The sequence below is a fragment of the Methylobacterium radiodurans genome, from assembly GCF_003173735.1.
GTDB classification, from domain to species: Bacteria; Pseudomonadota; Alphaproteobacteria; order Rhizobiales; family Beijerinckiaceae; genus Methylobacterium; species Methylobacterium radiodurans.
In genome coordinates this window covers 3840084-3866149 of the sequence record NZ_CP029551.1, presented here as the reverse complement: position 1 = coordinate 3866149, position 26066 = coordinate 3840084, and the positions used below count along the sequence as shown (strand labels likewise).

Below are 26066 nucleotides of genomic sequence, written 5' to 3'. Positions count from 1 at the left end.
ACACTCCTCGGAGTGCGGGCCTAGGCTCTCCCTGTCGGGTCCCCAGGGGCTCGGAAGCGGACAGGGGTGGACGCGATGGGTCCAGGCCGGCCGACGACACCGCTCTACACGCGGGAGGAGCGCCTGCGCCGGGACGCCACGCCCTGGACGCTGGTGCAGGGGGTGCTGGCCCCGCTGCAATTCGCGGTCTTCCTCGTGAGCCTCGCCCTGGTGCTGCGCACGCTCGCCACGGGTGAGGGGCTTTGGGCCGCCAACCTCTCGGTCGTGATCAAGACGGGCGTGCTCTACGCCATCATGGTCACCGGCTCGATCTGGGAGAAGGCAGTGTTCGGGCGCTACCTGTTCGCCCCGGCCTTCTTCTGGGAGGACGCGGTGAGCATGCTGGTGCTGGCGCTGCACACCGCCTACCTCGCCGCGCTCGTCGGCGGGTGGCTCGTCCCAGACGCGCTCCTCGGCCTCGCGCTGGCCGCCTACGCCGCCTACGTGGTCAACGCGGCCCAATTCCTCCTGAAGCTGCGCGCGGCGCGACTCCAGATCGCGGGAGGCCGGCCGTGAACGCACCTGTCCGTGCCGAGAGCTGCGGCATCGATCTCGCGCGCGAGCGCGGCCAGCGGGCGGTGTTCTGCGGCCTCACCGGCATCGTCTGGCTGCACCGCAAGATCCAGGACGCCTTCTTCCTCGTGGTCGGCTCGCGCACCTGCGCGCACCTGATCCAGTCGGCGGCCGGCGTGATGATCTTCGCCGAGCCCCGCTTCGCCACCGCGATCCTCGACGAGCGGGATCTCGCCGGCCTCGCCGACGCCGAGGACGAGCTCGACCGGGTGGTCGAGCGGCTGGTCGCCCGGCGGCCCGACATCAAGCTCCTGTTCCTCGTGGGCTCCTGCCCGTCCGAGGTGATCAAGCTCGACCTGACCCGGGCTGCCTTGCGGCTCTCGCGCCGCCTCGCCCCCGTGCGGGTGCTCTCCTACTCGGGCTCGGGCATCGAGACCACCTTCACGGAGGGCGAGGATGCCTGCCTCGCGGCCCTCGTTCCCGACTTGCCGGAGGCACCGGCAGGGGAGACCGGGCTCCTGGTTGCGGGCGCGCTCGGCGACGTGGTCGAGGACCAGTTCGCGCGCCTCTTCGCCGATCTCGGCATCCCGGTCCGCTTCCTGCCGGGGCGCAGCGCCGGGACGATGCCCGGGATCGCGCCCGGCCAGCCCTTCCTGCTGGCCCAGCCCTTCCTCGCCGGCACCGCCCGGGCGCTGGAGGGGCGCGGCCTGCACCATCTGCCGGCCCCGTTCCCGCTCGGCGCGGAGGGCACCACCGGCTGGCTCCGGGCGGCGGCCGACGCCTTCGGGGTCGATCCCGCCCGGTTCGAGGCCGCGACCGCCCCGGGCCGGCGCCGGGCCGCGACGGCGCTCGCTTCCCACCGGGAGCGGCTGACGGGCCGCCGGGTGTTCTTCTTCCCCGATTCGCAGCTCGAAGTGCCGCTGGCCCGCTTCCTCTGGGCGGAACTCGGCGCCGAGATCGTCGAGGTCGGCACGCCATACCTGCACCGGGGGCACCTCGCCCACGAGATCGCGGGCCTGCCGCCCGGCACCCGCGTGGTCGAGGGCCAGAGCCTCGACGACCAGATGGACCGGGCCCGCGCGGCGCGGCCCGATCTCACGGTCTGCGGACTCGGCCTCGCCAACCCGCTGGAGGCGGAGGGGCTCGCCACCAAGTGGTCGATCGAGCTGCTGTTCACCCCCGTCCAGGGCTACGAGCAGGCGGGCGACCTCGCCGAACTGTTTGCCCGCCCCCTGCGGCGGCGCGGGCGGCTGGAGGTCTAGATGCAGCTCACGCTCTGGACCTACGAGGGGCCCCCTCATATCGGCGCCCTGCGCGTCGCCACCGCGATGCGCGGCCTGCACTACGTGCTGCACGCGCCCCAGGGCGACACCTACGCCGACCTCCTGTTCACCATGATCGAGCGGCGGGACCGGCGCCCGCCCGTCACCTACACCACCTTCCGGGCCGAGGATCTCGGGCGCGACACCGCCGCCCTGTTCAAGCAGGCGGTGTCGGACGCCTACGAGCGGTTCCGGCCGGAGGCGATCATCGTCGGCGCCTCTTGCACGGCGGAGCTGATCCAGGACGATCCGGGCGGGCTCGCCCGGGCGCTCGGCCTGCCGGTGCCGGTGATCGGGCTGGAGCTACCCGCTTACCAGAAGAAGGAGAACTGGGGCGCCTCCGAGACCTTCTACCGTCTCGTGCGGGCACTCTCGGGCGCGCGGCGAGACACCCCGGCCGAGCCGCGGCTCTGCAACATCCTCGGCCCGACCGCGCTCGGCTTCCGCCACCGCGACGACCTCGTGGAGGTGCGGCGCATCCTGGACCAGCTCGGCATCCGCGTGAACGTGGTGGCGCCGCTGGGCGCGAGCCCCGGCGATCTCGGCCGGCTGCCCGAGGCCGCCTTCAACGTGGTGCTCTATCCCGAGATCGGGCGGGCGGCGGCGCAGTATCTGGAGAAGGCGCACGGTCAGCCCTTCTGCGAGATCCCGCCGATCGGCGTCGGCGCCACCCGGGACTTCATCGCGGCGGTGGCGGCGCTCGCCGGCGTCGATCCGGCCCCGGCGCGCGACGCGGCCGATTCGCGCCTGCCCTGGTACGCCCGCTCGGTCGATTCGACCTACCTCACCGACAAGCGCGTCTTCGTCTTCGGCGACGCCGCCCACGCGGTGGCGCTCGCCCGGGTCGCGGCCCGGGAGATCGGATTCCGGGTCGTCGGGCTCGGCACCTACGAGCGCGGGTTCTCCCGCGAGGTCCGGGCGGAGGCCGCGGCCCACGGGATCGAGGCGCTGATCGCCGACGACTATCTCGACGTCGAGGCGGCGATCCAGGCCGCCGCGCCCGACCTCGTGCTCGGCACCCAGATGGAGCGCCACGTCGCCAAGCGGCTCGGCATCCCCTGCGCGGTGATCTCGGCGCCCGCCCACGTGCAGGACTACCCGGCCCGGCACTCGCCGCTGATGGGGTTCGAGGGCGCCAACGTCCTGTTCGACACCCTGGTCCATCCGCTGATGATGGGGCTGGAGGAGCACCTGCTCGGCCTGTTCCGCGAGGACCGCGAGTTCCACGCCGACGCCGCACCGTCGCATCTGAGGGCACGCTCCCTCCGCGCAGATCTTCCTCCCCCCTCTGCGGGGGAGGGTGGCCCTCGCGTCAGCGAGGGTCGGTCGGGACGTAGTCCCGCAGAGAGGGGACCCCAGCGAAAGGAAGGGGCTGCGCCCGTCATGGAGGTCGCGCTCACTCCGGAAGCCGGGTTCCCCTCTCCCGACCCGCTTCGCGGGCCACCCTCCCCCGCGGAGGGGGGAGGGAAGGCTGTGGTGGCCGCCGCTTCGAGCATCTGGGCCCCCGAAGCCGAGCGCGAACTCAAGAAAATCCCCTTCTTCGTCCGCGGCCGGGCGCGGACCAACACGGAAACCTTCGCCCGGGAGCGGGCGATCCCGCTCATCACCGTCGAGACCCTGTACGATGCCAAGGCGCATTTCAGCCGATAGCGCGGCGGATGCCGGCCGGCGGCCGGGCATCCGCGTCGTGATCGTCACGCTCGACAACCACCTGGCGAGCGCGGTCGAGCGGGCGCGCCTGCGCCTCAGGTCCGAGATGCCGGGGCTGGAGCTGGCCTTCCACGCCGCGGCCGAGTGGGAGACCGACCCGACCGGGGTGGCCCGCGCCGAGGCCGACATCGCGGCGGCCGACATCGTGCTCTGCGCGATGCTGTTCCTGGACGAGCACGTCCGGGCGATCCTGCCCGCGCTGAATGCCCGCCGCGAGGCCTGTGACGCGATGGTGGGCTGCCTCTCGGCCGCCGAGATCGTGCGCACGACGAAGCTCAACCGCTTCGACATGAGCGGCACCAAGCGCAGCGCGCTCGACTTCCTGAAGCGCCTGCGCGGCAAGCCCGGCGCCGAGGGGAACGCCGCCCGCCAGATGGCCCTGGTGCGCAAGCTCCCGAAGATCCTGCGCTTCATCCCGGGCTCAGCCCAGGACGTGCGAGCCTACTTCCTCACCCTGCAATACTGGCTCGCGGGCTCCGAGGCGAACGTCGCCGCGCTGGTGCGCTTCCTCGTGCAGCGCTATGCGGCCGGCCCCCGCGCCGGCTGGCGGGACCTCCCCCCGGCGCCTGCGCCCCGCGACTACCCCGAGACCGGGCTCTACCACCCGGCGCTGGCGCAGCGGATCACCGAGGATCCGGCCGCGCTGCCGCGGCGGGCGGGCGCGCGCGGCCGGGTCGGCCTGCTGCTGATGCGCTCCTACGTGCTGGCCGGCAACACGGCCCATTACGACGGGGTGATCGCGGCGCTGGAAGCGCGCGGCCTCGACGTGGTGCCGGCCTTCGCGGCGGGGCTCGACAACCGCCCGGCGGTGGAGGCCTACTTCACCCGGAACGGGCGGGCCACGATCGACGCTCTGGTCTCGCTCACCGGCTTCTCGCTCGTCGGCGGCCCGGCCTACAACGATGCGGCGGCGGCGGAAGCGACACTCGCCCGCCTCGACGTGCCCTACCTCGCCGCCCAGGCGCTGGAGTTCCAGACGATCGAGCAGTGGGAGGCCGGCGCGCGCGGCCTCTCGCCGGTCGAGGCCACCATGATGGTGGCGATCCCCGAACTCGACGGCGCCACCGCACCGATGGTGTTCGGCGGGCGCTCCTCGGCGTCGGGGGCCGACAACGCCCGCGACATGCGGGCCCATCCGGAGCGTGCCGCCCGGCTGGCCGAGCGCGTCGCCCGGCTCGTCGCCCTGCGGCGCACCCCGAAGGCGGCGCGCAAGCTCGGCGTCGTGCTGTTCAACTTCCCGCCGAATTCGGGGGCCACCGGCTCGGCGGCCTTCCTCTCGGTCTACGCCTCGCTCCTCAACACCCTGAAAGCCCTCAAGGCGGACGGCTACGACGTGGCGGTGCCCGAGAGCGCCGACGCCCTGAGACAAAAAATCCTCGGCGGGAACGCGGAGCGCTACGGCACGCCGGCCAACGTCCACGCCCGCATCGCGGCCGACGACCACGTCGCCCGCGAGCCGCACCTGCCCGAGATCGAGGCGCAGTGGGGCCCGGCGCCCGGCCGCCACCAGAGCGACGGCCGCGCGATCCTGGTGCTCGGGGCGCAGTTCGGAAACGTCTTCGTCGGGGTGCAGCCAGCCTTCGGCTACGAGGGCGATCCGATGCGGCTCCTGTTCGAGCAGGGTTTCGCGCCGACCCACGCCTTCTCGGCCTTCTACCGCTGGCTGCGCGAGGATTTCGGCGCCGACGCGCTGCTGCATTTCGGCACGCACGGGGCGCTCGAATTCATGCCCGGCAAGCAGACCGGGCTGTCGGCCGCCTGCTGGCCCGAGCGCCTGATCGGCGCCACGCCCAACGTCTACCTCTACGCCGCCAACAACCCGTCCGAGGGCACGCTCGCCAAGCGCCGCTCGGCCGCGACGCTGGTGAGCTACCTGACGCCGAGCCTCGCGGCGGCCGGGCTCTACCGCGGCCTCGTGGACCTGCGCGCCGGGCTGGAGCGCTGGCGCGCCCTGCCGCCGGAAGCCGCGCACGAGCGGGCGGCTCTGGCCGCGGTGATACAGTCCCAGGGCGCCGCCCTCGACCTCGTCCCGGCCGAGCCCGCCTGGACCGGCGACCCGGCCCCCGTCGAGGCCCTGCGCGTCGCGCTCGACGAGCTGGAGCAGACCCTGATCCCGCACGGCCTGCACGTGCTGGGCGAGGGGCTGTCCGAGCCCGAGCGCGTGGATTTGCTGGCGGCCCTGGCCGAGGCCTCGCACGGGCTCAAGCCCGACCGCGCCGCGCTCGCGGCGCTCGCGGCCGGGGAGGGGGCGGAGGCCGCGCTTACCCGCGCCGGCCTGCCCCCGAGCGAGGCCCTGCGCGCCGCCTTCGCGGATCTGGCGGCGCTCGACCGGCAGCTCGCCACCTCCGAGGAGATGACCGGGCTGCTGCGGGCGCTGGACGGGCGCTTCGTCGCCCCGGTCCCGGGCGGCGACCTGCTGCGCAACCCGGCGATCCTGCCCACCGGCCGCAACCTCCACGGCTTCGACCCCTACCGCCTGCCCTCCGCCTTCGCGGTGGCCGACGGGGCCGCCCAGGTCGCCCGCGTGCTGGCCCGCCACCGGGCGGACGGGCAGCCCTATCCGGAGAGCGTCGCGCTGGTGCTCTGGGGCACCGACAACCTGAAGAGCGAGGGCGGCCCGATCGCGCAGGCGCTGGCGCTCGTCGGCGCGGCGCCCCGCTTCGACGGCTACGGGCGGCTGGCCGGCGCGACGCTGATCCCGCTGGAACAGCTCGGCCGCCCGCGCATCGACGCGGTGGTCACGCTCTCCGGCATCTTTCGCGACCTGCTGCCGCTCCAGACGAAGCTGATCGCCGAGGCAAGTTACCTTGCCGCCACCGCCGACGAGCCCGTCGAAAAAAACTTCGTGCGCAAGCACGCGCTGGCGATCCAGGCCGAGCAGGGCTGCGACCTCGAGACGGCGGCGCTCCGCGTCTTCTCGAACGCGGAGGGGGCCTACGGCGCCAACGTCAACCAGTTGGTCGAATCGGGCCGCTGGGACGACGAGGCGGAGCTGACCGAGGCGTTCTCGCGCCGCAAGTCCTTCGCGTACGGCCGCACCGGCAAGCCCGCCCCGCAGCGCGCCCTGATGCAGGCGGTGCTGGCCCGGGTCGATCTCGCCTACCAGAACCTCGACTCGGTCGAGCTCGGGGTCACCTCCGTCGACCACTATTTCGACGGGCTCGGCGGCGTCGGGCGGGCGGTGGCGCGCGCCAAGGGCGCGGCGGTGCCGATCTACATCAGCGACCAGACCCGCGGGGAGGGCCGCGTGCGCTCGCTGCCCGAGCAGGTGGCGTTGGAGACGCGCACCCGCATGCTCAACCCGAAATGGTACGAGGGCCTCTTGGGCCACGGCTACGAGGGCGTGCGCCAGATCGAGGCGACGCTCACCAACACGGTCGGCTGGTCGGCCACCGCGGGCGCGGTCCAGCCCTGGATCTACCAGCGCATCACCGAGACCTTCGTGCTCGACGACGCGATGCGCGCCCGCCTCTCCGAACTCAACCCCACCGCCTCCGCGAAGGTCGCGAGCCGCCTGATCGAGGCGCACCGTCGCGGCTTCTGGACGCCGGACCCGGCCACCCGCGACGCGCTGGCGCGCGCCGAGGAGGAGCTGGAGGACCGGCTGGAGGGGGTCTTCGCGAACGCCACGCCGGGAGTCGCCGCATGAACATCGCGATCCGCAACCCCGTGCCGCGACGGGAGGAGGGCAGCCTCCAGGTCTCGCTCGACCCGAACCTCAAGATCGAGGGCGCCAAGGTCTTCGCCGTCTACGGCAAAGGCGGCATCGGCAAGTCCACCACCTCCTCGAACCTCTCGGTGGCGTTCTCCAAGCTCGGCAAGCGGGTCCTGCAGATCGGCTGCGACCCGAAGCACGACTCGACCTTCACGCTGACCAAGCGCCTCGCCCCCACCGTGATCGACGCGCTGGAGGCGGTGAACTTCCACTCCGAGGAGCTGCGCCCCGAGGACTTCGTGGTGCCGGGCTACAACGGCGTGATGTGCGTCGAGGCGGGCGGGCCGCCCGCCGGCACCGGCTGCGGCGGCTACGTGGTCGGCCAGACGGTGAAGCTCCTCAAGGAGCATCACCTGCTCGAAGACACGGACGTGGTGGTCTTCGACGTGCTGGGCGACGTGGTCTGCGGCGGCTTCGCCTCGCCGCTCCAGCACGCCGACCGGGGGCTGATCGTCACGGCCAACGACTTCGACTCGATCTTCGCGATGAACCGGATCGTCGCGGCGATCCAGGCCAAGGCGAAGAATTACGGCGTGCGGATCGGCGGCGTCATCGCCAACCGCTCGGCGGCCACCAACGAGATCGACCGCTTCAACGCGGCCACCGGCCTGCGGCGCCTCGCGCACTTCCCCGATCTCGACGTGGTGCGGCGCTCGCGCCTGAAGAAGGCGACGCTCTTCGAGATGGATGAGACGCCGGAACTGCGCGCAGTGACCGACGAGTACATGCGGCTCGCCGAGGCGCTCTGGTCCGGGGTGGAGCCCTGCGAGGCCGCGCCGATGAAGGACCGCGACCTCTTCGAGTTCCTGGGGTTCGACTGATGAGCGGCGGCACCACCTACGACGCCCGCCGGGGCGAGCTGACCACCTATTTCGACCGCACCGCGGCCGAGGCCTGGGCCCGGCTGACCTCGGACGCGCCGGTGAGCCGGATCCGCGCCACGGTGCGGGCGGGCCGGGACGCCATGCGGGACAACCTGCTGGCCTGGCTGCCGGAGGATCTGACCGGCGCCCGGCTTCTCGATGCCGGCTGCGGCACCGGCGCGCTCGCCGTCGAGGCCGCGCGCCGCGGCGCCGCGGTGGTGGCGGTCGACGTCTCCCCGACCCTGGTCGACCTCGCCCGCGAGCGCCTGCCGGAGATCCCCGGGCCCGGACGCATCGATTTCCGGGTCGGCGACATGCTCGATCCCGCGCTCGGGCGCTTCGACCACGTCGTGGCGATGGATTCGCTGATCCACTACCGCGCCGCCGACATCGTGCGGGCGCTCGCAGCGCTCGCGCCCCGCACCTCGGGCTCGCTCCTCCTCACGGTGGCGCCGCGCACCGCGCTCCTCACGCTGATGCACGCGGCCGGAAAGCTCTTCCCGAAGGCCGACCGGGCGCCCGCCATCGTGCCGATCACGGAAGGGGGGCTGCGGCGGCGCATCGCCGGGGAGCCGGCGCTGTCGGACTTCGCGGTGGCACGCACGCGGCGGATCGACAGCGGCTTCTACCTCTCCAACGCGATCGCGCTTGAGCGCCACCCCACTCCCCGCACGCGGGGAGAGGGGCGATCCCCCCTTGTCGGGGGCGAGCCGAGCGATCGATCCCGTAGGGATCGACGTGGGGGTGAGGGGGCTTCGACGGAGGAGGCTCCTCCGGCATCGCCCCCTCACCCTCGGCTGCCACCTCGCCGCGCCGACGACGAGGTCGCCGCGGCCCTCTCCCCGCAAGCGGGGAGAGGGGATCAGAAGGGGCGACCGTCGTGACCGCCCCAACCCAAAATATCACCCGCGCCCTGATGCGCCTGACCCCCGCGATCCTGCCCTTCGCGGACGCGGCGACGCCCGAACTGCCCCTCGGCCGTCTTCTGCGGCTCGCGCTGTTCCAGGTCACGGTCGGCATGGCCGCGGTGCTGCTCATCGGCACGCTCAACCGGGTGATGATCGTCGAGCTGAAGGTCCAGGCCTCGGTCGTCGCCGCGATGCTGGCGCTGCCGCTCGTCTTCGCCCCCTTGCGGGCGCTGGTTGGCTTCCGCTCGGACACGCACCGCTCGGTGCTGGGCTGGCGGCGGGTGCCCTACATCTGGTTCGGCACGCTGCTGCAGTTCGGCGGGCTGGCCATCATGCCCTTCGCCCTGCTGATCCTGTCGGGCGACACCACCGGCCCGCTCTGGGTCGGGGACGCGGCGGCCGCGCTCGCCTTCCTGCTCGTCGGCGCCGGCCTCCACACCGTCCAGACCGCGGGCCTCGCGCTCGCCACCGACCTCGCCCCGGCCCGGGCCCGCCCGCGGGTGGTGGCGCTCCTCTGCGCCGCGCTGGTGGCCGGCATGATGGCGAGCGCCGTGCTGTTCGGGCTGCTGCTGGCGAACTTCTCCCCCGTGCGGCTGATCCAGGTGATCCAGGGCGCGGCGCTGCTCACGATGCTGCTCAACGGCATCGCCCTCTGGAAGCAGGAGCCGCGCGCCCCCGCCCGCACCCGTGCCGCGTCATCGCGCCCGGCCTTCTCGGAATCCTGGCGCGGCTACGCAGGGACCGGCCGGGCGCGGCGGCGGCTCGTGGCGATCGGGCTCGGCACGGCCGGGTTCTCGATGCAGGACGTGCTGCTCGAACCCTATGGCGGCGAGATCCTGCGCCTCTCGGTCGCCGCCACCACGGCGCTCACCGCGATCCTGGCGGCAGGCGGCGGCATCGGCCTCTGGCTCGCCGCGCGCTGGCTCGCCCGTGGGGGCGACCCGTTCCGCGTCGCGGCGGCCGGCTGCGGCATCGGCATCCTGGCCTTCTCGGCCGTCACCTTCGCGAGCCCGCTCGATTCCGCCCGTCTCTTCGGAACCGGCGTCGCGCTGATCGGGCTCGGCGGCGGGCTCTTCGCCCACGGCACGCTGACCGCCGCGATGAATGCGGCCGGCCCCGAGGAGACCGGCCTCGCGCTCGGCGCCTGGGGCGCCGCCCAGGCGAGCGCGGCGGGCCTCGCCATCGCGGCGGGCGGCCTCGTGCGGGATGCGGGCGGCGCGCTCGCCCGCACCGGGGCGTTCGGCGAGGGGCTGGACGGGCCCGCCAGCGGCTACCTCATCGTCTACCACGTCGAGATCGCGCTGCTCTTCGGCGCCCTCGTCGCCCTCGGGCCCCTGGTCCGCACGCACGCTCCCGGCCCCGTCGCGGGCCGGGACCGCACCCGCCTGAACGAACGACCCGCCTGAAGAGGGGAGGACGCCACAATGCCGACCGCTCTGCCGAACGCCGTCCCGATCGGGGGACTGACCAGCTACCTCGACGTCGCCCAGGTGGTGCTCTACGCCTTCTGGCTCTTCTTCGCGGGGTTGGTCTTCTACCTGCGCCGCGAGGACCGGCGCGAGGGCTATCCCCTGGAGAACGAGGCGGTCGGCCGCCTCAAGGCGCCGGACCCGATCCTGATCCCGAGTCCGAAGGCGTTCCGCCTCACCAGCGGCCACACGATGTGGGCGCCCCAGACCAACGTCGCGGTCGACACCGAGGTGCCGAGCCGCAAGGTCGAGCCCTGGCCGGGCGCGCCCTACGAGCGCACCGACACCTCGCTCCGGGCCGGTGTCGGACCCGGCTCCTACGCGCCGCGCCACGACGAGCACGACCGCACCTGGGACGGGGAGTACCGGATCGTGCCCCTGCGGGTCGCCGACCATTTCGTGGTTCACGAGGACGGGCCGAACCCGATCGGCCGCACGGTGGTGGGTGCCGACCGCAAGCTCGCGGGCGTCGTGGTCGATCTCTGGGTCGATCGGGGCGAGTCCTTCGTGCGCTACTACGAGGTGGAGCTGCCGGGCGGCGGGCGGCGGCTGATGCCGGTCACCTTCTGCCGCGGACCGCTCTTCGGCCGGAACGTCACCACCGAGGCCCTTCTCGGCGAGCAGTTCGCCGACATCCCGACCACGAAGGATCCGGATTCGGTGACCCTCTGGGAGGAGGAGCGGATCATGGCCTATTTCGGCGCCGGCACGCTCTACGCCACGCCCGCACGCGCGGAGCCCCTGCTGTGAGCGCGCACAGCGACTTCCTGCCCGAGGGCACGCCCCGGGGCCTGCCGGGGCCGCTGCCCCCGGGCGAGCGCATCCTCTGGCAGGGCGCGCCGACGACCCGCGGCCTCTGGCTGCGCGTCTTCCACGCTCCCCTCGTCGGGCTCTGGTTCGGCCTCTGCGGGATCGGCGTCGTGGCGGTGGCCCAGAACCCGGCCGGCACGGCCGCCGCGCTCGTCGGCGTGCTGGGCCTGGCGCTCGCCCTCCTCGGCGCCCTCGCTTACGTGGCCCACCGCACCACGCTCTACACGGTGACGAACCGGCGCCTCGTGCTCCAGATCGGCATCGCGCTGCCCGTCACCTACAACCTGCCCTTCGGTGAGGTGGAGAGCGCAGACCTGCGCCTCTTCGGCGACGGCAGCGGAGACGTGCCCCTGCGGCTGAAGCCCGCCGCCCGCATCGCCTACCTGCAGCTCTGGCCGCACGCCCGGCCCTGGCGGGTCACCCAGCCCGAGCCGATGCTGCGCAGCGTGCCGGGGGCGACCGCCACCGCCGCGATCCTGGCCCGCGCGCTCGCCGAGGCGCGGGACGCCGCAACCCTCGCGGGCCAGGAGGCCGGCATCGCGCCCGGCACTGCCCCGGCCCACGTGCCGGTGATCGTGGCGCGCCCCGGCCGGGCCGCGCCCGGCCGCCTCGTCGCCGCGGAGTAGGGCGTATGCGCGCGCCGCCCGCCCATTCCGAGATCCTGGGCTCCGGCCCGGGGCCCGTGCTCCTCGGAGCCGGCGGCCTCCTGGCCTTCGTGCTGGTGGCCGTGCTGGCCGGCCGCGGCCCGCCCGTGGCCGCGCCGCCCGAGATCGAGGCCCGGCCGGCCGCCGCGCTCGCCTTCCGGGCTGAGGACCGGGACGACGGCTCGGTCGCGCTGCGCGAGGCCGGCAGCCTGCGCGTCGTGGCGACCATCCGCCCTGGCGAGGACGGCTTTGTCCGCGGCACGCTGCGCGGCCTCGCCCAGGCCCGCCAGCGCGAGGGGCTGGGCCCCGAGGCGCCCTTCCGCCTCGTGCGCTACGCCGACGGGCGCCTCGCCCTCGAGGACGCGTCCACCGGCCGGACCGTGGCGCTCCAGGCCTTCGGCCCGACCAACGCCGCCGCCTTCGGGCGGATCCTAGAGGAGGCGCAACGATGAGCTGGCTCACCCGAACCGAGGTCGAGGTGCCCTGCACCGTCGAGATCGAGCAGACGCCCGAGAGCCTGCACGCCCACGTCACCCTGGAGGCCGGCTTCGAGATCGAGCCCGGCGACGCGGTGACGGTGCACGATTCCCCCGATTCCGTTCCCTACGGCGAGCGACTGGTCGTGCGCCGCCAGGCCACCGTCTCGCGCGCCTCGCGGCTGGAGCGCGCCTGGACCAAGCTGATCGCCCATCTCGAGCTGACCGAGCTCTACGAGGTGAGCTTTTCCGAGAGGAGGAGCCTGTGAACGCGCACGTCCATCCCGCTCAGGTCCAACCGGTCCCCGGCCAGCCTGTCCCCGGCCAGCCCGTGCCGAAGCTGCCGATGAACGAGTCCACCCGCGCCGCGCAGGAGACGACGTTCCTGTCCCCGCGCTTCTACACCACCGATTTCGAGGAGCTCGACCGCACCGACGTCGAGCCGGTGCGCGCCCAGTGGGACGTGCTGATCGCCGAACTCCGCTCCGACCCGAACAAGCGCCACTTCATCCGCAACGCGGAGTTCGACTGCGACCTCTCGCACATGGATCCGGAACTCCGGAAGGAGTTCCTCGACTTCCTGGTCTCGTCGATCACCGCGGAATTCTCGGGCTGCGTGCTCTACGCCGAGATGAGGAAGCGCGCCAAGAACAAGGACATCCGCGAGCTGTTCGGCTTCATGAGCCGGGACGAGGCGCGGCACGCCGGCTTCATCAACGACACGCTGAAGGACTTCGGCATCGGCGTCGACCTCGGCTTCCTGACGAAGACGAAGAAATACACCTTCTTCCGCCCGAAGTTCATCTTCTACGCGACGTATCTCTCGGAGAAGATCGGCTACGCGCGCTACATCACCATCTTCCGCCACTTGGAGCGGCACCCGGACCGGCGCATCCACCCGATCTTCAAGTGGTTCGAGCTCTGGTGCAACGACGAGTTCCGCCACGGCGAGGCCTTCGCGCTCCTGATGCGGGCCAATCCCAAGCTGACCAGCGGGCGCAACCGCCTCTGGATCCGCTTCTTCCTGCTCGCGGTCTTCGCCACGATGTACGTGCGCGACCATCACCGCCCGGCCTTCCACGCCGCGCTCGGCATCGACCCGACCGACTACGATTTCCGGGTCTTCCGCATCACCCAGGAGATCGCGCGCCAGACCTTCCCGGTGCTCCTCGACCTCGACGACCCGCGCTTCCGGGCGGGGCTCGACCGGCTGCTCGCCTGCGCGCGGGGCATCGACGGGGCCCGAGCCCGCGGCGGGATTGCGGGCCGGCTGGCGCAGGGCTGGCACGCGGCGCGCGGCGCGCTCACCTTCGCGCGGCTCTACCTGCTGCCGGTGCGCGAGAACGCGATGCCCGCCGACATCCGCCTGAACCCGGTCTGGTAGGGGTCCCGATGCCGGCGCTCGCCCTCCCGGTCGTCCTCGCGCTCGTGGCCTGGTGGTTCTCCACCGGGCTGATCCTGGCGCTGCAGCACCTGCCCCGGCGCACCCACGCCTGGAGCCTGGGCGGCGCCACGCTGGTGCTGGCGGGCGCGCTCTGGACGATCGGGCGGAGCGCGGGCGATCCGTCCGAGGCGGCCGCCTATGCGGGCTTCCTGGCCGCGCTCGCGGTCTGGGGCTGGCAGGAGATGGCCTACTACATGGGCTTCGTCTCCGGCCCGCGGCCCGTGGCCTGCCCACCCTCCGCGCGGGGGCTCGACCGGTTCCTGGCGGCGCTCGCCACCAGCCTCTGGCACGAATTCGCGATCCTGGCCGGGGGCCTGGTCATCCTCTGCCTGGTCTGGGGCGAGCCGAACCGGGTCGGCTTATGGACCTACGCCGTCCTGGTGCTGATGAACGCCTCGGCCCGGCTCAACCTGTTCCTGGGGGTGCGCAACCTCCAGCTCGAATTCCTGCCCGCGCATCTCGGCTACCTCGCCTGCTACCTGCGCCAGCGCGCGATGAACGGGCTGTTCCCGCTCTCCGTGAGCCTCGGGACCGCGGCCGCCGTGCTGCTCGGAGCGGCGGCGCTCGGGGCCGAGGCCGGACAGGCCCGCACCGGGCTGGCGCTGGTGGCCACGCTCACCGCGCTGGCGGTGCTGGAGCACTGGTTCCTGATGCTGCCCCTGCCGGCCGCCGCGCTCTGGCGCTGGAGCCTGCCGGAGGCGGGGAAATCCGCCGCGACCGAGGCCGGACCGGCCGGGGAGGGGGCGTGATGGCAAGGCAACGACCGGCAAGCCAACAACCGGCGAGACAACAACCAGCAGGGGAGACGCGGCCCATGGACTACGAAGCTTTCTTCGGCGCCGAGATCGCGGGCCTGCGCGGCGAGGGCCGCTACCGGGTCTTCACCGAGCTGGAGCGGCGCGCCGGCGCCTTCCCGCGGGCGACGCACCACCACCCGGAGGGCACGCGCCCCGTCACGGTCTGGTGCTCGAACGATTATCTGGGCATGGGCCAGCACTCGGACGTGCTGGCGGCGATGCACGAGGCGATCGACCGCTGCGGGGCGGGCGCCGGGGGCACCCGCAACATCTCGGGCACCAACCACGCGCACGTTGTGCTGGAGGCCGAGCTCGCCGACCTGCACGGCAAGGAGGCGGCGCTCCTCTTCACCTCGGGCTACGTCTCGAACTGGGCGGCGCTGGGCACGCTGGCCGCCCGGCTGCCCCACTGCGCCGTGTTCTCGGATTCGGAGAACCACGCCTCGATGATCGAGGGCATCCGAGCCAGCCGCGCCGAGCGCCACATCTTCCGCCACAACGACCCGGCCGACCTCGACGCGAAGCTCCGCCTCGTCGACCCGGCCCGGCCGAAGATCGTGGCCTTCGAGTCGGTCTACTCGATGGACGGCGACATCGCGCCGATCGCCGAGATCTGCGACGTGGCTGGAGGACACGGGGCGCTCACCTACCTCGACGAGGTGCACGCGGTCGGCCTCTACGGCGCGCGGGGCGGGGGCATCTCGGAGCGCGACGGCCTCGCGGACCGGCTCGACGTGATCGAGGGGACGCTCGGCAAGGCCTTCGGCGTGCACGGTGGCTACATCACGGGCTCGGCGAAGCTCTGCGACTTCGTGCGGAGCTTTAGTTCGGGCTTCATCTTCACCACCTCGCTGCCGCCCGCGGTCGCGGCGGGGGCGGCGGCGAGCATCCGCCACCTCAAGGCGAGCGGCGCCGAGCGCGCCCGCCACCAGGACCGGGTCGCTCGCACCCGCGCGGCGCTGACGCGGGCCGGGATCCCGGTCCTGCCGAATGACAGCCACATCGTGCCGGTGATGGTCGGCGACCCCGTGCTCTGCAAGGCGATCTCCGACACGCTGCTGGACGAGTTCCGGATCTACGTGCAGCCGATCAACTATCCGACGGTCGCGCGCGGCACCGAGCGCCTGCGCATCACCCCCTCGCCGCTGCACACGGACGCCGACATCGCGCATCTGGTGGCGGCGCTGTCGCTGATCTGGGCGCGGATGGGCGTGGAGCGGCGGGCGGCGGAGTGAGGGCGCGACGCGCTCCCTCCCCCCTGCGGGGGGAGGGAGAGTTGCGGCAGTGAACCAGGAGCGACGCCGATGGACAGCGTGACCGCACGGCACCGGGACGGCGAGCCGGACATCGCCTTCGAATCCGCGTCCGTCTCGGGCGGCACCACCCCCGTGCCCGCACCCGTCTTCCCCTTCTCGGCCATCGTCGGCCAGGACGCGATGCGCGAGGCGCTGCTGATCGCGGCGGTCGATCCGCTGATCGGCGGCGTGCTGGTGCTGGGCGACCGCGGCACCGGCAAGTCCACCGCGATCCGGGCGCTCGCCGCCCTGCTGCCGCCGATGCGGGCGGTCGCCGGCTGCCCCTATGCCTGCGATCCCGAAGCGCCGGCCGCCGCCTGCCCGCACTGCGCGCGCGGGGCCCCGCGCCGGGCGGAGACGCGGGCCGTGCCGGTGGTCGACCTGCCGCTCGGCGCCACCGAGGACCGCGTCGTCGGCGCGCTCGATCTGGAGCGGGCGCTCACCCGCGGCGAGCGGGCCTTCGAGCCGGGGCTGCTCGCCCGGGCCAACCGCGGCTTCCTCTACATCGACGAGGTCAACCTCCTGGAGGACCACCTCGTGGACCTCCTGCTCGACGTGGCGGCTTCAGGGATCAACACGGTCGAGCGCGAGGGGCTGTCCCTGCGCCACCCGGCCCGCTTCGTCCTCGTCGGCTCCGGCAACCCGGAGGAGGGGGAGCTGCGCCCGCAGCTCCTCGACCGGTTCGGGCTGGCCTGCGAGGTCGCGACGCCCGCCGACATCCCGACCCGGGTCGCGGTGGTGCGCGCCCGGGACGCCTTCGAGCGGGATCCGGCGGGCTTCCACGCCGCCCACGCCGCCGCCGAGCGGGCGACCCGTGAGACGATCCTGGCGGCCCGCGCCCGGCTCGGCGCGGTCGCGGTGCCGGACGCCGCCCTGGAGCAGGCCGCCCGGCTCTGCCTCGCGCTCGGCACCGACGGGTTGCGCGGCGAGCTGACCCTGATGCGCGCCGCCCGCGCGCTCGCCGCCCTCGACGGTGCCGGGACGGTCGACGACGGGCATCTGGCGCGCGTCGCCCCCGCCGCCCTGCGCCATCGCCTGCGCCGCAACCCGCTGGACGAGGCCGGCTCGACCGCCCGTGTCGCGCGGGCGGTGGCGGAGGTGTTTTCGGCGTGAGCGGGCAGGCGTCACCGTCCGAGGCGGGCGCCCTACCGGAACAGGCGGCATCCGGGCACGCGCCGGAACCTTCACGCGCTCCCTCTCCGGCACGGGAGAGGGGACCTGCGCCTTGCGCGGCACCGATGAGCCATGCTCAAGGGGAAGCGTATCAGGAAGCGCCCTGGGCCACCGCCCTGCGGGTCGCAGCCCTCCTGGCAGCGGCCCCCCACGAGCTCGGCGGCGTCGTGGTGCGGGCGGGCGCCGGGCCGGTGCGGGAGCGCTGGCTCGAGGCCCTGCGGGTCGCGCTGGACGCCCGACCCCTGCGCCGCCTGCCGCCTGGGACCGGCGACGACCGGCTGATCGGCGGGCTCGACCTGCCCGCGACCCTGGCGCTCGGGCGCCCCGTGCTCGGGCGCGGCCTGCTGGCGGAGGCCGATGGCGGCGTGCTGGTGGTGGCGATGGCCGAGCGCATGAGCCCCGCCACGGCCGCACGCCTCGCGGCCGCGCTCGACACCGGTGCGGTCGCGGTCGAGCGCGACGGGATCGGCGCCCGCCTCCCAGCCCGGATCGGGCTGGTTCTGCTCGACGAGGGGGAGGGGGACGAGACGGTGCCGGAGGGGCTGGCCGACCGCCTCGCTTTCCGGATCGATCTCGACGGGATCGGGCTGGGGGAGACGCAAGCGCCGGACGCGCACGCCTCCGCGGACGACTGCGTGCCCGCCTCTCGGGCCGACGGCCCCCGCGCATTCCCTCCCCCCTCTGCGGAGGAGGGTGGCCCTCGCGTCAGCGAGGGTCGGGAGAGGGGACCCCAGCTTCCGGCACGGGGGCGACCTTCACGAAGGGCAGTGCCCCAATCAGAAGCGTGGTTCCCCTCTCCCGACCCGCTTCGCGGGCCACCCTCCCCCGCGGAGGGGGGAGGGGGAGTGGTGGGGGCCGGCGTAAGCAACGAAGGACCTCAGCGCGACCTGACCCAGGAGACGCCCGGCGATCCGGCAACCGATCCCGTCGCCACCCTCTGCACCACCGCCGCCGCACTCGGCATCGCCTCGCCGCGGGGCTCGCTCCTCGCCCTGCGGGTCGCGCGCCGGATCGCCGGAACGGGCGCGCCGGACGCGGGGGCGCTGGCCGAGGCCGCGCGCCTCGTCCTCGCGCCGCGGGCGACCTGCCTGCCGGTCCCGGAGGCGCCACCGGACCCGGCCGAGGTCCCGCAGGACGAGGCTCAAGACGAGGACCGGGACGGATCCGCGCCCGAGCCCCCGCCGGACGACGAACCAGACGACGCCTCCGCCGCGCCCGAGGACGTCGTACTGGCCGCCGCACGCGCCGCGATTCCCGCGGACCTCCTCGCGAAACTCGCGGGCGCCGCGCCCCGGGCGGCCCCCGCCGCACGGGCCGGCCGCTTCGGCGCGGGGGCGCCCGATCCCCGCCGGGGCCGCCCGGCGGGCGCGCGGCCCGGCGACCCGCGCCGGGGCCGGCTCGACCTCTTGGCGACCTTGCGCGCCGCCGCCCCCTGGCAGCGCCTGCGGCCGGGCCCGCAGCCGATCCGCGTCCGGGCCTCGGACCTGCGCGTGCGCCGCCTCGTGCGGGCGCCGGAGACCACCACGATCGTCTGCGTCGACGCCTCCGGCTCGGCCGCGCGCGAGCGGCTCGCCGAGACCAAGGGCGCCGTCGAGCTGATGCTGGCCGAGGCCTATGCCCGCCGCGACCGGGTGGCGCTGGTGGCGTTCCGGGGGGCCGGCGCCGAGATCGTCCTGCCGCCGACCCGGGCGCTGGCCCGGGCGCGCCGCGATCTCGCCGGGCTGCCCGGCGGCGGCGGCACGCCGCTCGCCGCCGGCCTCGACGTCGCCGCAGGCCTCGCCCGCGGGGTGGCCCGGGGCGGGGGGCGGCCGGTGGTGGTGGTGCTCACCGACGGGCGGGCCAACGTCGCCCGCTCCAGGATGGCCGGTCGCGCGGCCGCGCGGGCCGACGCGGAGGACGCGGCCCGGATGCTCGGTGCCCTCGGCCTGCCGGTGCTCGTGCTCGATACCGGCGCGGCCGGGGAGGGCGCGCGGGCGCTGGCCGCGGCCGCGGGCGCCCGCTACGCCACCCTGCCCCGCGCCGACGCGGCGGCGCTCGCCGCAGCCGCGCGGAACGCCGGCGCGTGAGCGCGCGCCGCGACCCGGACCGCCCGGACTGGTCGCGGGAGGGCGCCGACTGGCCGAACCGCACGGCCAGCCGCTTTGTCGCGGCGGGCGGCCTCACCTGGCATCTGCAGGAATTCGGCGCCGCGGACGCCCCCGTCCTGCTGCTCCTGCACGGCACCGGGGCGGCGAGCCACTCGTTCCGGGACGTCGCGCCGCGCCTCGCCGACACCCACCGGGTGCTGGTGCCCGACCTGCCCGGCCACGGATTCAGCGACCCGCTGCCGCCGGGGCGCCTCTCCCTGCCGGGCATGGCGGCGGCCGTGGCGGATCTCCTGCGGGCGCTCGGCGCCGAGCCTGCCCGCGTCGCCGGGCACTCGGCCGGGGCGGCGATCCTCGCGCGGATGTGCCTCGACGGCGCGCTTCACCCGGACCGAATCGTCGCCCTCAACGGCGCGCTGGCGCCCTTCCCGGGGGCGGGCAGCCTGCTGTTTCCCGCCATGGCGCGGGCGCTGTTCCTCAATCCGTTCACCCCGCGGCTCTTCGCCTGGAGCGCGGACCGGGCCGCGGTCGAGCGGCTGATCGCCGGCACCGGCTCGCGGCTCGACGCGGCCGGGGTGGCGTATTACCGGCGCCTGTTCGCCAAGCCCGGCCATGTGCGCGGCGCGCTCGGCATGATGGCGAACTGGGACCTCGCCGCCCTCGACCGCGACCTCGGCCGGCTCGCCGTGCCGCTCCTGCTCGTCGTCGGCGGCAACGACCGGGCGATCCGCCCGGAGGACGCCTTTCAGCTGCGCGACCGGCTGCCCGGCACCCGGGTCGAGTTGATCCGCGGCCTCGGCCATCTCGCCCACGAGGAGGATCCGGCTCGCGCCGCGGCGCTGATCCTTGATGACGGCCCGCCGCAGGGCAGCGCGTCCGCTTGAGCCGCGCTGGTGGTTCCGGGCATCGGGCCCAGGCCTTCGAGCAGCGATGGGATGAAATCCGCGCTTGCACCGCACCGTTCCCGCCCATACTGTCATCCTATGTTGACACTCGTCGACAAGCCGGCTTCACAGAACCGCACCGATCCGCGGCCGCACGCGCTGGTGATCGGCTCCGGCTTCGGCGGGCTCGCGGCGGCGGTGCGGCTGGGCGCGCGGGGCTACCGGGTCACGGTGCTGGAGCGGCTGGACCAGCCCGGTGGGCGCGCCCGGGTGCACCGGCAGGACGGCTTCACGTTCGATGCCGGCCCCACCATCGTCACCGCGCCCTTCCTGCTGGAGGAGTTGTGGCGGCTCGCCGGCCGGCGCCTCGCCGACGACGTGGCGCTGGTGCCGATGGAGCCGTTCTACCGGATCCGCTTCGACGACGGCACGGACTTCGCCTACACGGGCAACCCCGCCCGGATGCGGGCGGAGGTGGAGCGGCTCTCGCCCGCGGACGTCGCCGGCTACGAGCGCTTCATGGCCTTCAGCCGGCAGGTCTGCCGGATCGGCTTCGAGGAGCTCGGCCACGTGCCCTTCGGCCGGATCCGCGACATGCTGCGGATTGCGCCCGACCTCCTGCGCCTCCAAGGCCACCGCAGCCTGCACGCGGTCGTGGCTCGCCACATCCGCGACCCGCGCCTGCGCCAGGTCTTCAGCTTTCACCCGCTGCTCATCGGCGGCAACCCCTTCCGGGCGAGCGCGCTCTACGGGCTGATCGCCCATCTGGAGCGGGCCTGGGGCGTTCATTTCTGCATGGGCGGCACCGGCCGGCTGGTGGACGGCCTCGCCGGGCTGATCCGGGGCCAGGGCGGGGCCGTGTGCTGCGGGGCCGAGGTCGCCCGGATCACCCTGGCGGGGACCCGCGCCACCGGCGTGGCGCTCGCCGACGGCACCGAGATCCCCGCCGACCTCGTCGTCTCGAACGCCGATTCCGCCTACACCTACGGCACGCTGCTGGCCGGGCAGGCCCGGCGCTGGAATCAAAAGAAGCTCGGCCGCGCGCGCTCCTCGATGGGGCTGTTCGTCTGGTATTTCGGCACGCGCCGGAAATACCCGGGCGTCGACCACCACACGATCCTGCTCGGGCCCCGCTACCGGGAGCTGCTGGCCGACATCTTCGACCGCAAGGTTCTGGCCGAGGACATGAGCCTCTACCTGCACCGCCCGACCGCGACCGACCCGCTGCTGGCACCGCCCGGCCACGACGCCTTCTACGTGCTCTCGCCCGTGCCGAACCTCGCGGGCGGGCAGGACTGGGCCCACATCGCCGAGCCCTACCGCCAGCGGATCGCCGCGCGGCTGGAGGCGACCGTGCTGCCGGGACTCTCCGAGTCCATCGTCACCTCGCGGGTCACGACGCCCCAGGACTTCGCCGACGACTTCCTCAGCGTGCGCGGCTCCGGCTTCGGGCTGGAGCCCGTGCTGACGCAATCCGCGTGGTTCCGCCCGCACAACCGCTCCGAGGGGATCGAGAACCTCTACCTCGTGGGCGCCGGCACCCATCCGGGCGCCGGCCTGCCCGGCGTCCTCTCCTCCGCCCGTGTCCTCGATGCGCTGGTGCCCGATGCAAGCAGCCTCCCACGCCAGGTCTGAGGTCAAGACCGAGGTCGAGTCCGAGGCGAGCCCCGCCGACCGCGCCGCCTGCCGGGCGGCGATCCGGGGGGGCTCGAAGAGCTTCTTCGCGGCCTCGCTGCTGCTGCCCGCCCGGGTGCGGCACCCGGCTTACGGGCTCTACGCCTTCTGCCGTCTGGCCGACGACGCGGTGGACGGCGCGCGCGATGCGCAGAGCCGCGGCGCCGCGGTGGAGCACCTCGCCGGGCGGCTGACCCGCGCCGCCTCGGGCCGGCCCGCCGACCACCCGGCCGACCGGGCACTCGCCGCGGTGATGGAGGCGCACGCGATTCCCCCGGCGCTGCCCCGCGCGCTCCTCGAAGGCCTTGCCTGGGACGCGGAAGGCCGCCGCTACGCCGACCTGGCCGCGCTCACCGCCTACGCGGCGCGCGTCGCCGGCACGGTCGGCGCGATGATGACCCTGATCATGGGCTCGCGCGACCCGAACGTGCTCGCCCGCGCCTGCGATCTCGGGGTGGCGATGCAGTTCACCAACATCGCCCGCGACGTCGGCGAGGACGCGCGCGCCGGCCGCCTCTACCTGCCGCTCGCCTGGATGCGCGAGGCCGGGCTCGACCCGGAGGCGTGGCTCGCCGCGCCGGTCCACGGGCCGGCGCTCGCCGGCGTGGTAGCGCGGCTGCTGTCCGAGGCGGACCGGCTCTACGCGCGGGCGCAGGCCGGCATCGCGGGGCTGCCGGCCGATTGCCGCCCGGCGATCCGCGCGGCGGCCCTGATCTACGCCGAGATCGGCCGTGCGGTGGCGGCGAACGGGCACGACGCCGTGGGCGCACGCGCCCGGGTCGGCACGCCGCGCAAGCTCGCGCTGCTCGCCCGCGCGGCGGCGCCGGAGCGCGCCGCGCCCGTCTTCGGGCGGGCACCCCCACTGCCGGAGACTGCCTTCCTGGTCGCGGCCGTCGCGGGCGCGCCCGGCCCGGCGCGAAGACTGCCGGCCTGGTGGGACCTGCGCGGCCGGGCGCTGCACGCGCTCGACCTCATCGAGACCTGGGAGATCCGCGACGCGCGAGCCCGCGCCGCGCTGCCGTGAGCGGCAAGGCCGTCCACGCGAAAGGGCCGCCCGCGGGCGGCCCTTCCTCTGCTTTCTGCTCGACCTCGGTGGCTCAGAGGCCGGCGAGCACGCCGGCCGAGCCCCAGAGCGTCAGGCCGAGACCGGCCACGAACGCGCCGATCATGCCGTAGGAGAACGCTTTCATGGTCTTCTGCATCCGGCCCACCCCTTAGCAGCGGTTCCCACCGGCGGTCTGGCCGTATTGCTGCACGGGAAAGTTCTGCTGGTTGGCATTGCCCTCGGCGGCCGAGCTCATCGGGCAGATGCGCGGGTCGCGCAGCACGCCGGTCCGGCCGATCGATCCGGTCACATCGACCTCGTAGGGGTTGAGTGCGCCGTAATGGTCGCGCGGCGCACCATAGGAGAGGGCCATCGCAGACGAGGCCGGGGCAGCGACGCCGAGCATGAGAACGGCGAGAGCGGCGGCGACACGGGTCTTCATGGTGGTCTTCATCTCCTGAATGCTTCGTGGCCGGCCTGTTCCGAGCCACTTCGTCTTCCGTGATCTGAAGATAGAGATCGTCTCGTCGGCGCGACGTGCCAGGACGCACGTCACATCACGGAACGAAATTCCGGTCGGCGCCGAGTGCCGTCCGGGCGCCTGGACAGGATCGGGCGCACCGAACGGCCCGGCGCCGGTCTGCCCGCGTCGCGCGCCGACACCCGGTTGCCCTGCCGAGCGGCCGCAGGATCCGAATTAGAACTTTTCTTCCTTTCATTGTACGCTGCTGCCGTGCCGAGCCGGGAGACCGGAACAATAACGCGGTTCCCGAGGCCGGCCGGGGAGGTAGCCATGAACGAGATCGTCAAGCCCGAGGCGTTTTCCGAGGTCTTCTACGGCGCCTGCCCGCACGACTGCCCCGATACCTGCTCAATGCTGTTCGAGGTGCGGGACGGCGAGCTGCTCGGCGTGCGCGGCAACCCCGACCACCCGATGACCCGCGGCGGCCTCTGCGTGAAGCTGAAGGACTACGAGAAGCGCCACTACCACCCGGACCGGCTGCTCTACCCGATGCGCCGCGTCGGCCCGAAGGGCTCGAAGCAGTTCGCGCGCATCAGCTGGGACGAGGCGCTCGACGAGATCGTCACCCGCTGGCGGGCGATCATCGACGCGCACGGACCCCAAGCCATCGTTCCCTACAGCTACCTCGGCAACCAGGGGCTGGTGCACGGGCTGAACGGGGGCGACGCCTTCTTCAACCGGCTCGGCGCCACCGTGACCGAGCGGACCTTCTGCGGCGAGGGCTCCTGCACCGCCTGGCTCCTCACGGTCGGCCCCACCGCGGGCCTCGATCCGGAGAGCTACATCCACTCCAAGTACATCGTCATCTGGGCCTGCAACTCGGTCAGCACGAACCTGCACCACTGGGCCATCGTGAAGGACGCGCAGAAGCTGGGCGCCAAGGTCGTGGTCATCGACGCCTACGCCTCCCGCACCGCCAAGGCCGCCGACTGGCACATCCGCCCGAAGCCCGGCACCGACGGCGCGCTCGCCATGGCGCTGATCAACTCCATCATCGCGCAGGGCCTCGTCGACCAGGACTACGTCGACAACCACACGGTCGGCTTCGCGGAGCTGAAGGAGCGGGCGAGCACCCGCACGCCCGAATGGGCGGAAGGGATCACCGGCGTGCCGGCTGCGGACATCCGGAAGCTCGCCCGCGAGATGGCGACCGAGCAGCCCGTCGGCATCCGCATGGGCGTGGCGCTGGAGCGGCACTTCGGCGGCGGCCAGACCATCCGGGCGGTCACCTGCATCCCGGCGCTCACCGGTGCGTGGCGCCATGTCGGCGGCGGCGTCACCCAGTTCCCGGTCTGGGAGCACCCCTACCGCTTCGACGTGATGTGCCGGCCCGACCTGATCCCGGAGGGCACGCGGGTGATCTCGAACCTGCAGATCGGCCGCGCGCTCACCGGCGAGATGCCGCTCGATCCGCCGATCCTGTCGATGATGTGCTGGAACTCGAACCCGGTCACGCAGGCGCCGGAGACCGACAAGATCGTCCAGGGCCTGATGCGCGAGGACCTGTTCCTAGTCTCGGCCGAGCACTTCATCTCCGACACCGCCGCCTACGCCGACATCCTGCTGCCGGCCGCGATGGGGGCGGAGATGGAGGACATGATCCTGTCCTGGGGCCACCTCTACCTGACCTACAACACCCGGTGCGCCGAGGCGCCGGGCGAGGCGATCCCCAACAACGAGATCTTCCGGCGGCTCGCCGCCCGGCTCGGCTTCGAGGAGGAGAATTTCAAGTGGTCGGACGCGGAGTGCCTGGAGCACTACGTGGACTGGTCCTCGCCGGCCTGTGAGGGCTACGACCTCGCCTACATGCGCGAGCACGGCTTCGCCCGCCTGAAGGTCGGCACGCCCGACGACCGGGCGCCGCATAAGGATGGCAACTTCCCCACGCCGACCGGCAAGTGCATGCTGAAGGTGGAGGGCGCCACGAACTTCGTCGCACCGCCCTTCCGGCAGATGTACGAGGGCTTCCAGCCCGGCGAGGCCCTCGACCCGCTGCCGGACTATGTCGGCGCGCGGGAATCGCACGCGGCGGATCCGGAGCTGGCGAGGCGCTTCCCGCTCAACATCGTCTCGCCGAAGAGCCACTACTTCCTGAACTCCTGCTACGCGAACATGGAGGACAAGCAGCGCGGCCAGGGCGAGCAGTTCGTGATGATCAGCCCGGCGGATGCCGGGGCGCGGGGCATCCTGGACGGCGACCGGGTGCAGGTCGCCAACGGGCGCGGCGCCTTCAAGGGCGTGGCGCGCGTCACCGAGGACGTCACGCCGGGCGTCGTGGTGGCGACGCTCGGCTACTGGCGCCAGCTCAACGAGGGCACGGTCAACAGCATCTCGTCGGCCGCCTTCACCGACATGGGCCACGCGCCGTCCTTTTCGGACAACCTCGTGGAGGTCGCGCGGGCGAACTGAGGGGGGAGCGAGCAGTCCCGCGGATGCGGGGCCGCTCCGGCCTCATCCGGTTTTCGAATGAGCACCCCGATCCCAACGGATCCCCTCTCCCCGCGCGCGGGGAGAGGGGCGAGCCCCCTCGGCGGGGGCGAGCCGAGCGATCGATCCCGGAGGGATCGACGCGGGGGTGAGGGGGCGGTGCCGGGTGAGGCTTCTTCGTGGAAGCCCCCTCACAGTCGCCTGGGGGCTCGCTCCGGCGACGACAAGGTCGCCGAAGCCCTCTCCCCGCA

At 73.7% G+C, this 26066-nt stretch carries 20 protein-coding genes and 1 pseudogene; 20 read left to right on the top strand and 1 reads right to left on the bottom strand.

Annotated features, from left to right (window positions below):
- Window positions 1–75: 75 nt before the first annotated feature.
- From bchF to DK427_RS17935, 19 genes and pseudogenes are all read left to right on the top strand, one after another.
- Entirely contained in the window at window positions 76–555 is a 480-nt protein-coding gene (gene bchF / locus DK427_RS18030) for a 2-vinyl bacteriochlorophyllide hydratase (RefSeq protein WP_109954252.1), read from the top strand.
- On the top strand, window positions 552–1814 hold the full coding sequence (locus tag DK427_RS18025; RefSeq protein ID WP_109952464.1) for a ferredoxin:protochlorophyllide reductase (ATP-dependent) subunit N: 1263 nt from the start codon (window positions 552–554) through the stop codon (window positions 1812–1814). The genes bchF and DK427_RS18025 overlap by 4 nt, the downstream gene beginning before the upstream one ends.
- A complete protein-coding gene (gene bchB, locus DK427_RS18020) occupies window positions 1815–3524 on the top strand; it encodes a ferredoxin:protochlorophyllide reductase (ATP-dependent) subunit B (RefSeq protein ID WP_109952463.1) in 1710 nt (569 codons plus the stop codon).
- Window positions 3499–7233: a magnesium chelatase subunit H gene (locus DK427_RS18015; RefSeq protein ID WP_109952462.1), complete on the top strand. Its 3735-nt coding sequence runs from the start codon at window positions 3499–3501 to the stop codon at window positions 7231–7233. The genes bchB and DK427_RS18015 overlap by 26 nt, the downstream gene beginning before the upstream one ends.
- The gene (gene bchL, locus DK427_RS18010) at window positions 7230–8120 is read left to right on the top strand and encodes a ferredoxin:protochlorophyllide reductase (ATP-dependent) iron-sulfur ATP-binding protein (protein WP_109952461.1); all 891 of its coding nucleotides are present in this window, start codon (window positions 7230–7232) and stop codon (window positions 8118–8120) included. Before DK427_RS18015 ends, bchL begins: the two co-directional genes overlap by 4 nt.
- Window positions 8120–8830, top strand: a pseudogene (gene bchM / locus DK427_RS18005) (magnesium protoporphyrin IX methyltransferase); the annotation flags it as partial. The gene bchL and the pseudogene bchM, both read left to right, overlap by 1 nt.
- Before the next feature lie 248 nt (window positions 8831–9078).
- Window positions 9079–10476, top strand: coding sequence for a BCD family MFS transporter (locus DK427_RS17995; RefSeq protein WP_109952460.1), 1398 nt, complete (start codon window positions 9079–9081; stop codon window positions 10474–10476).
- Between the two features lie 18 nt (window positions 10477–10494).
- The gene (puhA, locus tag DK427_RS17990) at window positions 10495–11289 is read left to right on the top strand and encodes a photosynthetic reaction center subunit H (protein ID WP_109952459.1); all 795 of its coding nucleotides are present in this window, start codon (window positions 10495–10497) and stop codon (window positions 11287–11289) included.
- Window positions 11286–11975, top strand: coding sequence for a photosynthetic complex putative assembly protein PuhB (puhB, locus tag DK427_RS17985; RefSeq protein WP_109952458.1), 690 nt, complete (start codon window positions 11286–11288; stop codon window positions 11973–11975). The genes puhA and puhB overlap by 4 nt, the downstream gene beginning before the upstream one ends.
- Window positions 11976–11980: 5 nt before the next feature.
- A complete protein-coding gene (gene puhC, locus DK427_RS17980; RefSeq protein WP_109952457.1) occupies window positions 11981–12445 on the top strand; it encodes a photosynthetic complex assembly protein PuhC in 465 nt (154 codons plus the stop codon).
- Complete coding sequence (locus DK427_RS17975) at window positions 12442–12738, top strand: hypothetical protein (protein WP_109952456.1); 297 nt, start codon at window positions 12442–12444, stop codon at window positions 12736–12738. Before puhC ends, DK427_RS17975 begins: the two co-directional genes overlap by 4 nt.
- Window positions 12735–13853, top strand: coding sequence for a magnesium-protoporphyrin IX monomethyl ester (oxidative) cyclase (acsF, locus tag DK427_RS17970; RefSeq protein WP_425452480.1), 1119 nt, complete (start codon window positions 12735–12737; stop codon window positions 13851–13853). Before DK427_RS17975 ends, acsF begins: the two co-directional genes overlap by 4 nt.
- 8 nt (window positions 13854–13861) lie before the next feature.
- On the top strand, window positions 13862–14662 hold the full coding sequence (puhE, locus tag DK427_RS17965; protein WP_109952455.1) for a putative photosynthetic complex assembly protein PuhE: 801 nt from the start codon (window positions 13862–13864) through the stop codon (window positions 14660–14662).
- 65 nt (window positions 14663–14727) lie between these two features.
- On the top strand, window positions 14728–15945 hold the full coding sequence (gene hemA / locus DK427_RS17960; protein ID WP_109952454.1) for a 5-aminolevulinate synthase: 1218 nt from the start codon (window positions 14728–14730) through the stop codon (window positions 15943–15945).
- Between the two features lie 201 nt (window positions 15946–16146).
- Window positions 16147–17118: a magnesium chelatase ATPase subunit I gene (locus tag DK427_RS17955; RefSeq protein ID WP_245931045.1), complete on the top strand. Its 972-nt coding sequence runs from the start codon at window positions 16147–16149 to the stop codon at window positions 17116–17118.
- A 125-nt stretch (window positions 17119–17243) separates the two neighbouring features.
- Complete coding sequence (locus tag DK427_RS17950; protein WP_109952452.1) at window positions 17244–19244, top strand: VWA domain-containing protein; 2001 nt, start codon at window positions 17244–17246, stop codon at window positions 19242–19244.
- Window positions 19241–20146: an alpha/beta fold hydrolase BchO gene (bchO, locus tag DK427_RS17945; RefSeq protein ID WP_109952451.1), complete on the top strand. Its 906-nt coding sequence runs from the start codon at window positions 19241–19243 to the stop codon at window positions 20144–20146. Before DK427_RS17950 ends, bchO begins: the two co-directional genes overlap by 4 nt.
- A gap of 99 nt (window positions 20147–20245) precedes the next feature.
- Window positions 20246–21781: a phytoene desaturase gene (locus tag DK427_RS17940; RefSeq protein ID WP_109952450.1), complete on the top strand. Its 1536-nt coding sequence runs from the start codon at window positions 20246–20248 to the stop codon at window positions 21779–21781.
- Entirely contained in the window at window positions 21753–22844 is a 1092-nt protein-coding gene (locus DK427_RS17935) for a phytoene/squalene synthase family protein (protein ID WP_109952449.1), read from the top strand. The genes DK427_RS17940 and DK427_RS17935 overlap by 29 nt, the downstream gene beginning before the upstream one ends.
- A gap of 190 nt (window positions 22845–23034) precedes the next feature.
- Here the strand turns inward: DK427_RS17935 and DK427_RS17930 are convergent, their stop codons facing one another.
- Window positions 23035–23307 (bottom strand): hypothetical protein, encoded by a 273-nt coding sequence (locus tag DK427_RS17930; protein WP_109954250.1) that lies wholly within the window; start codon window positions 23305–23307, stop codon window positions 23035–23037.
- 351 nt (window positions 23308–23658) lie between these two features.
- Here DK427_RS17930 and DK427_RS17925 point away from each other — a divergent pair, with 351 nt between their 5' ends.
- On the top strand, window positions 23659–25797 hold the full coding sequence (locus DK427_RS17925; RefSeq protein ID WP_109952448.1) for a molybdopterin-containing oxidoreductase family protein: 2139 nt from the start codon (window positions 23659–23661) through the stop codon (window positions 25795–25797).
- Window positions 25798–26066 lie beyond the last annotated feature (269 nt).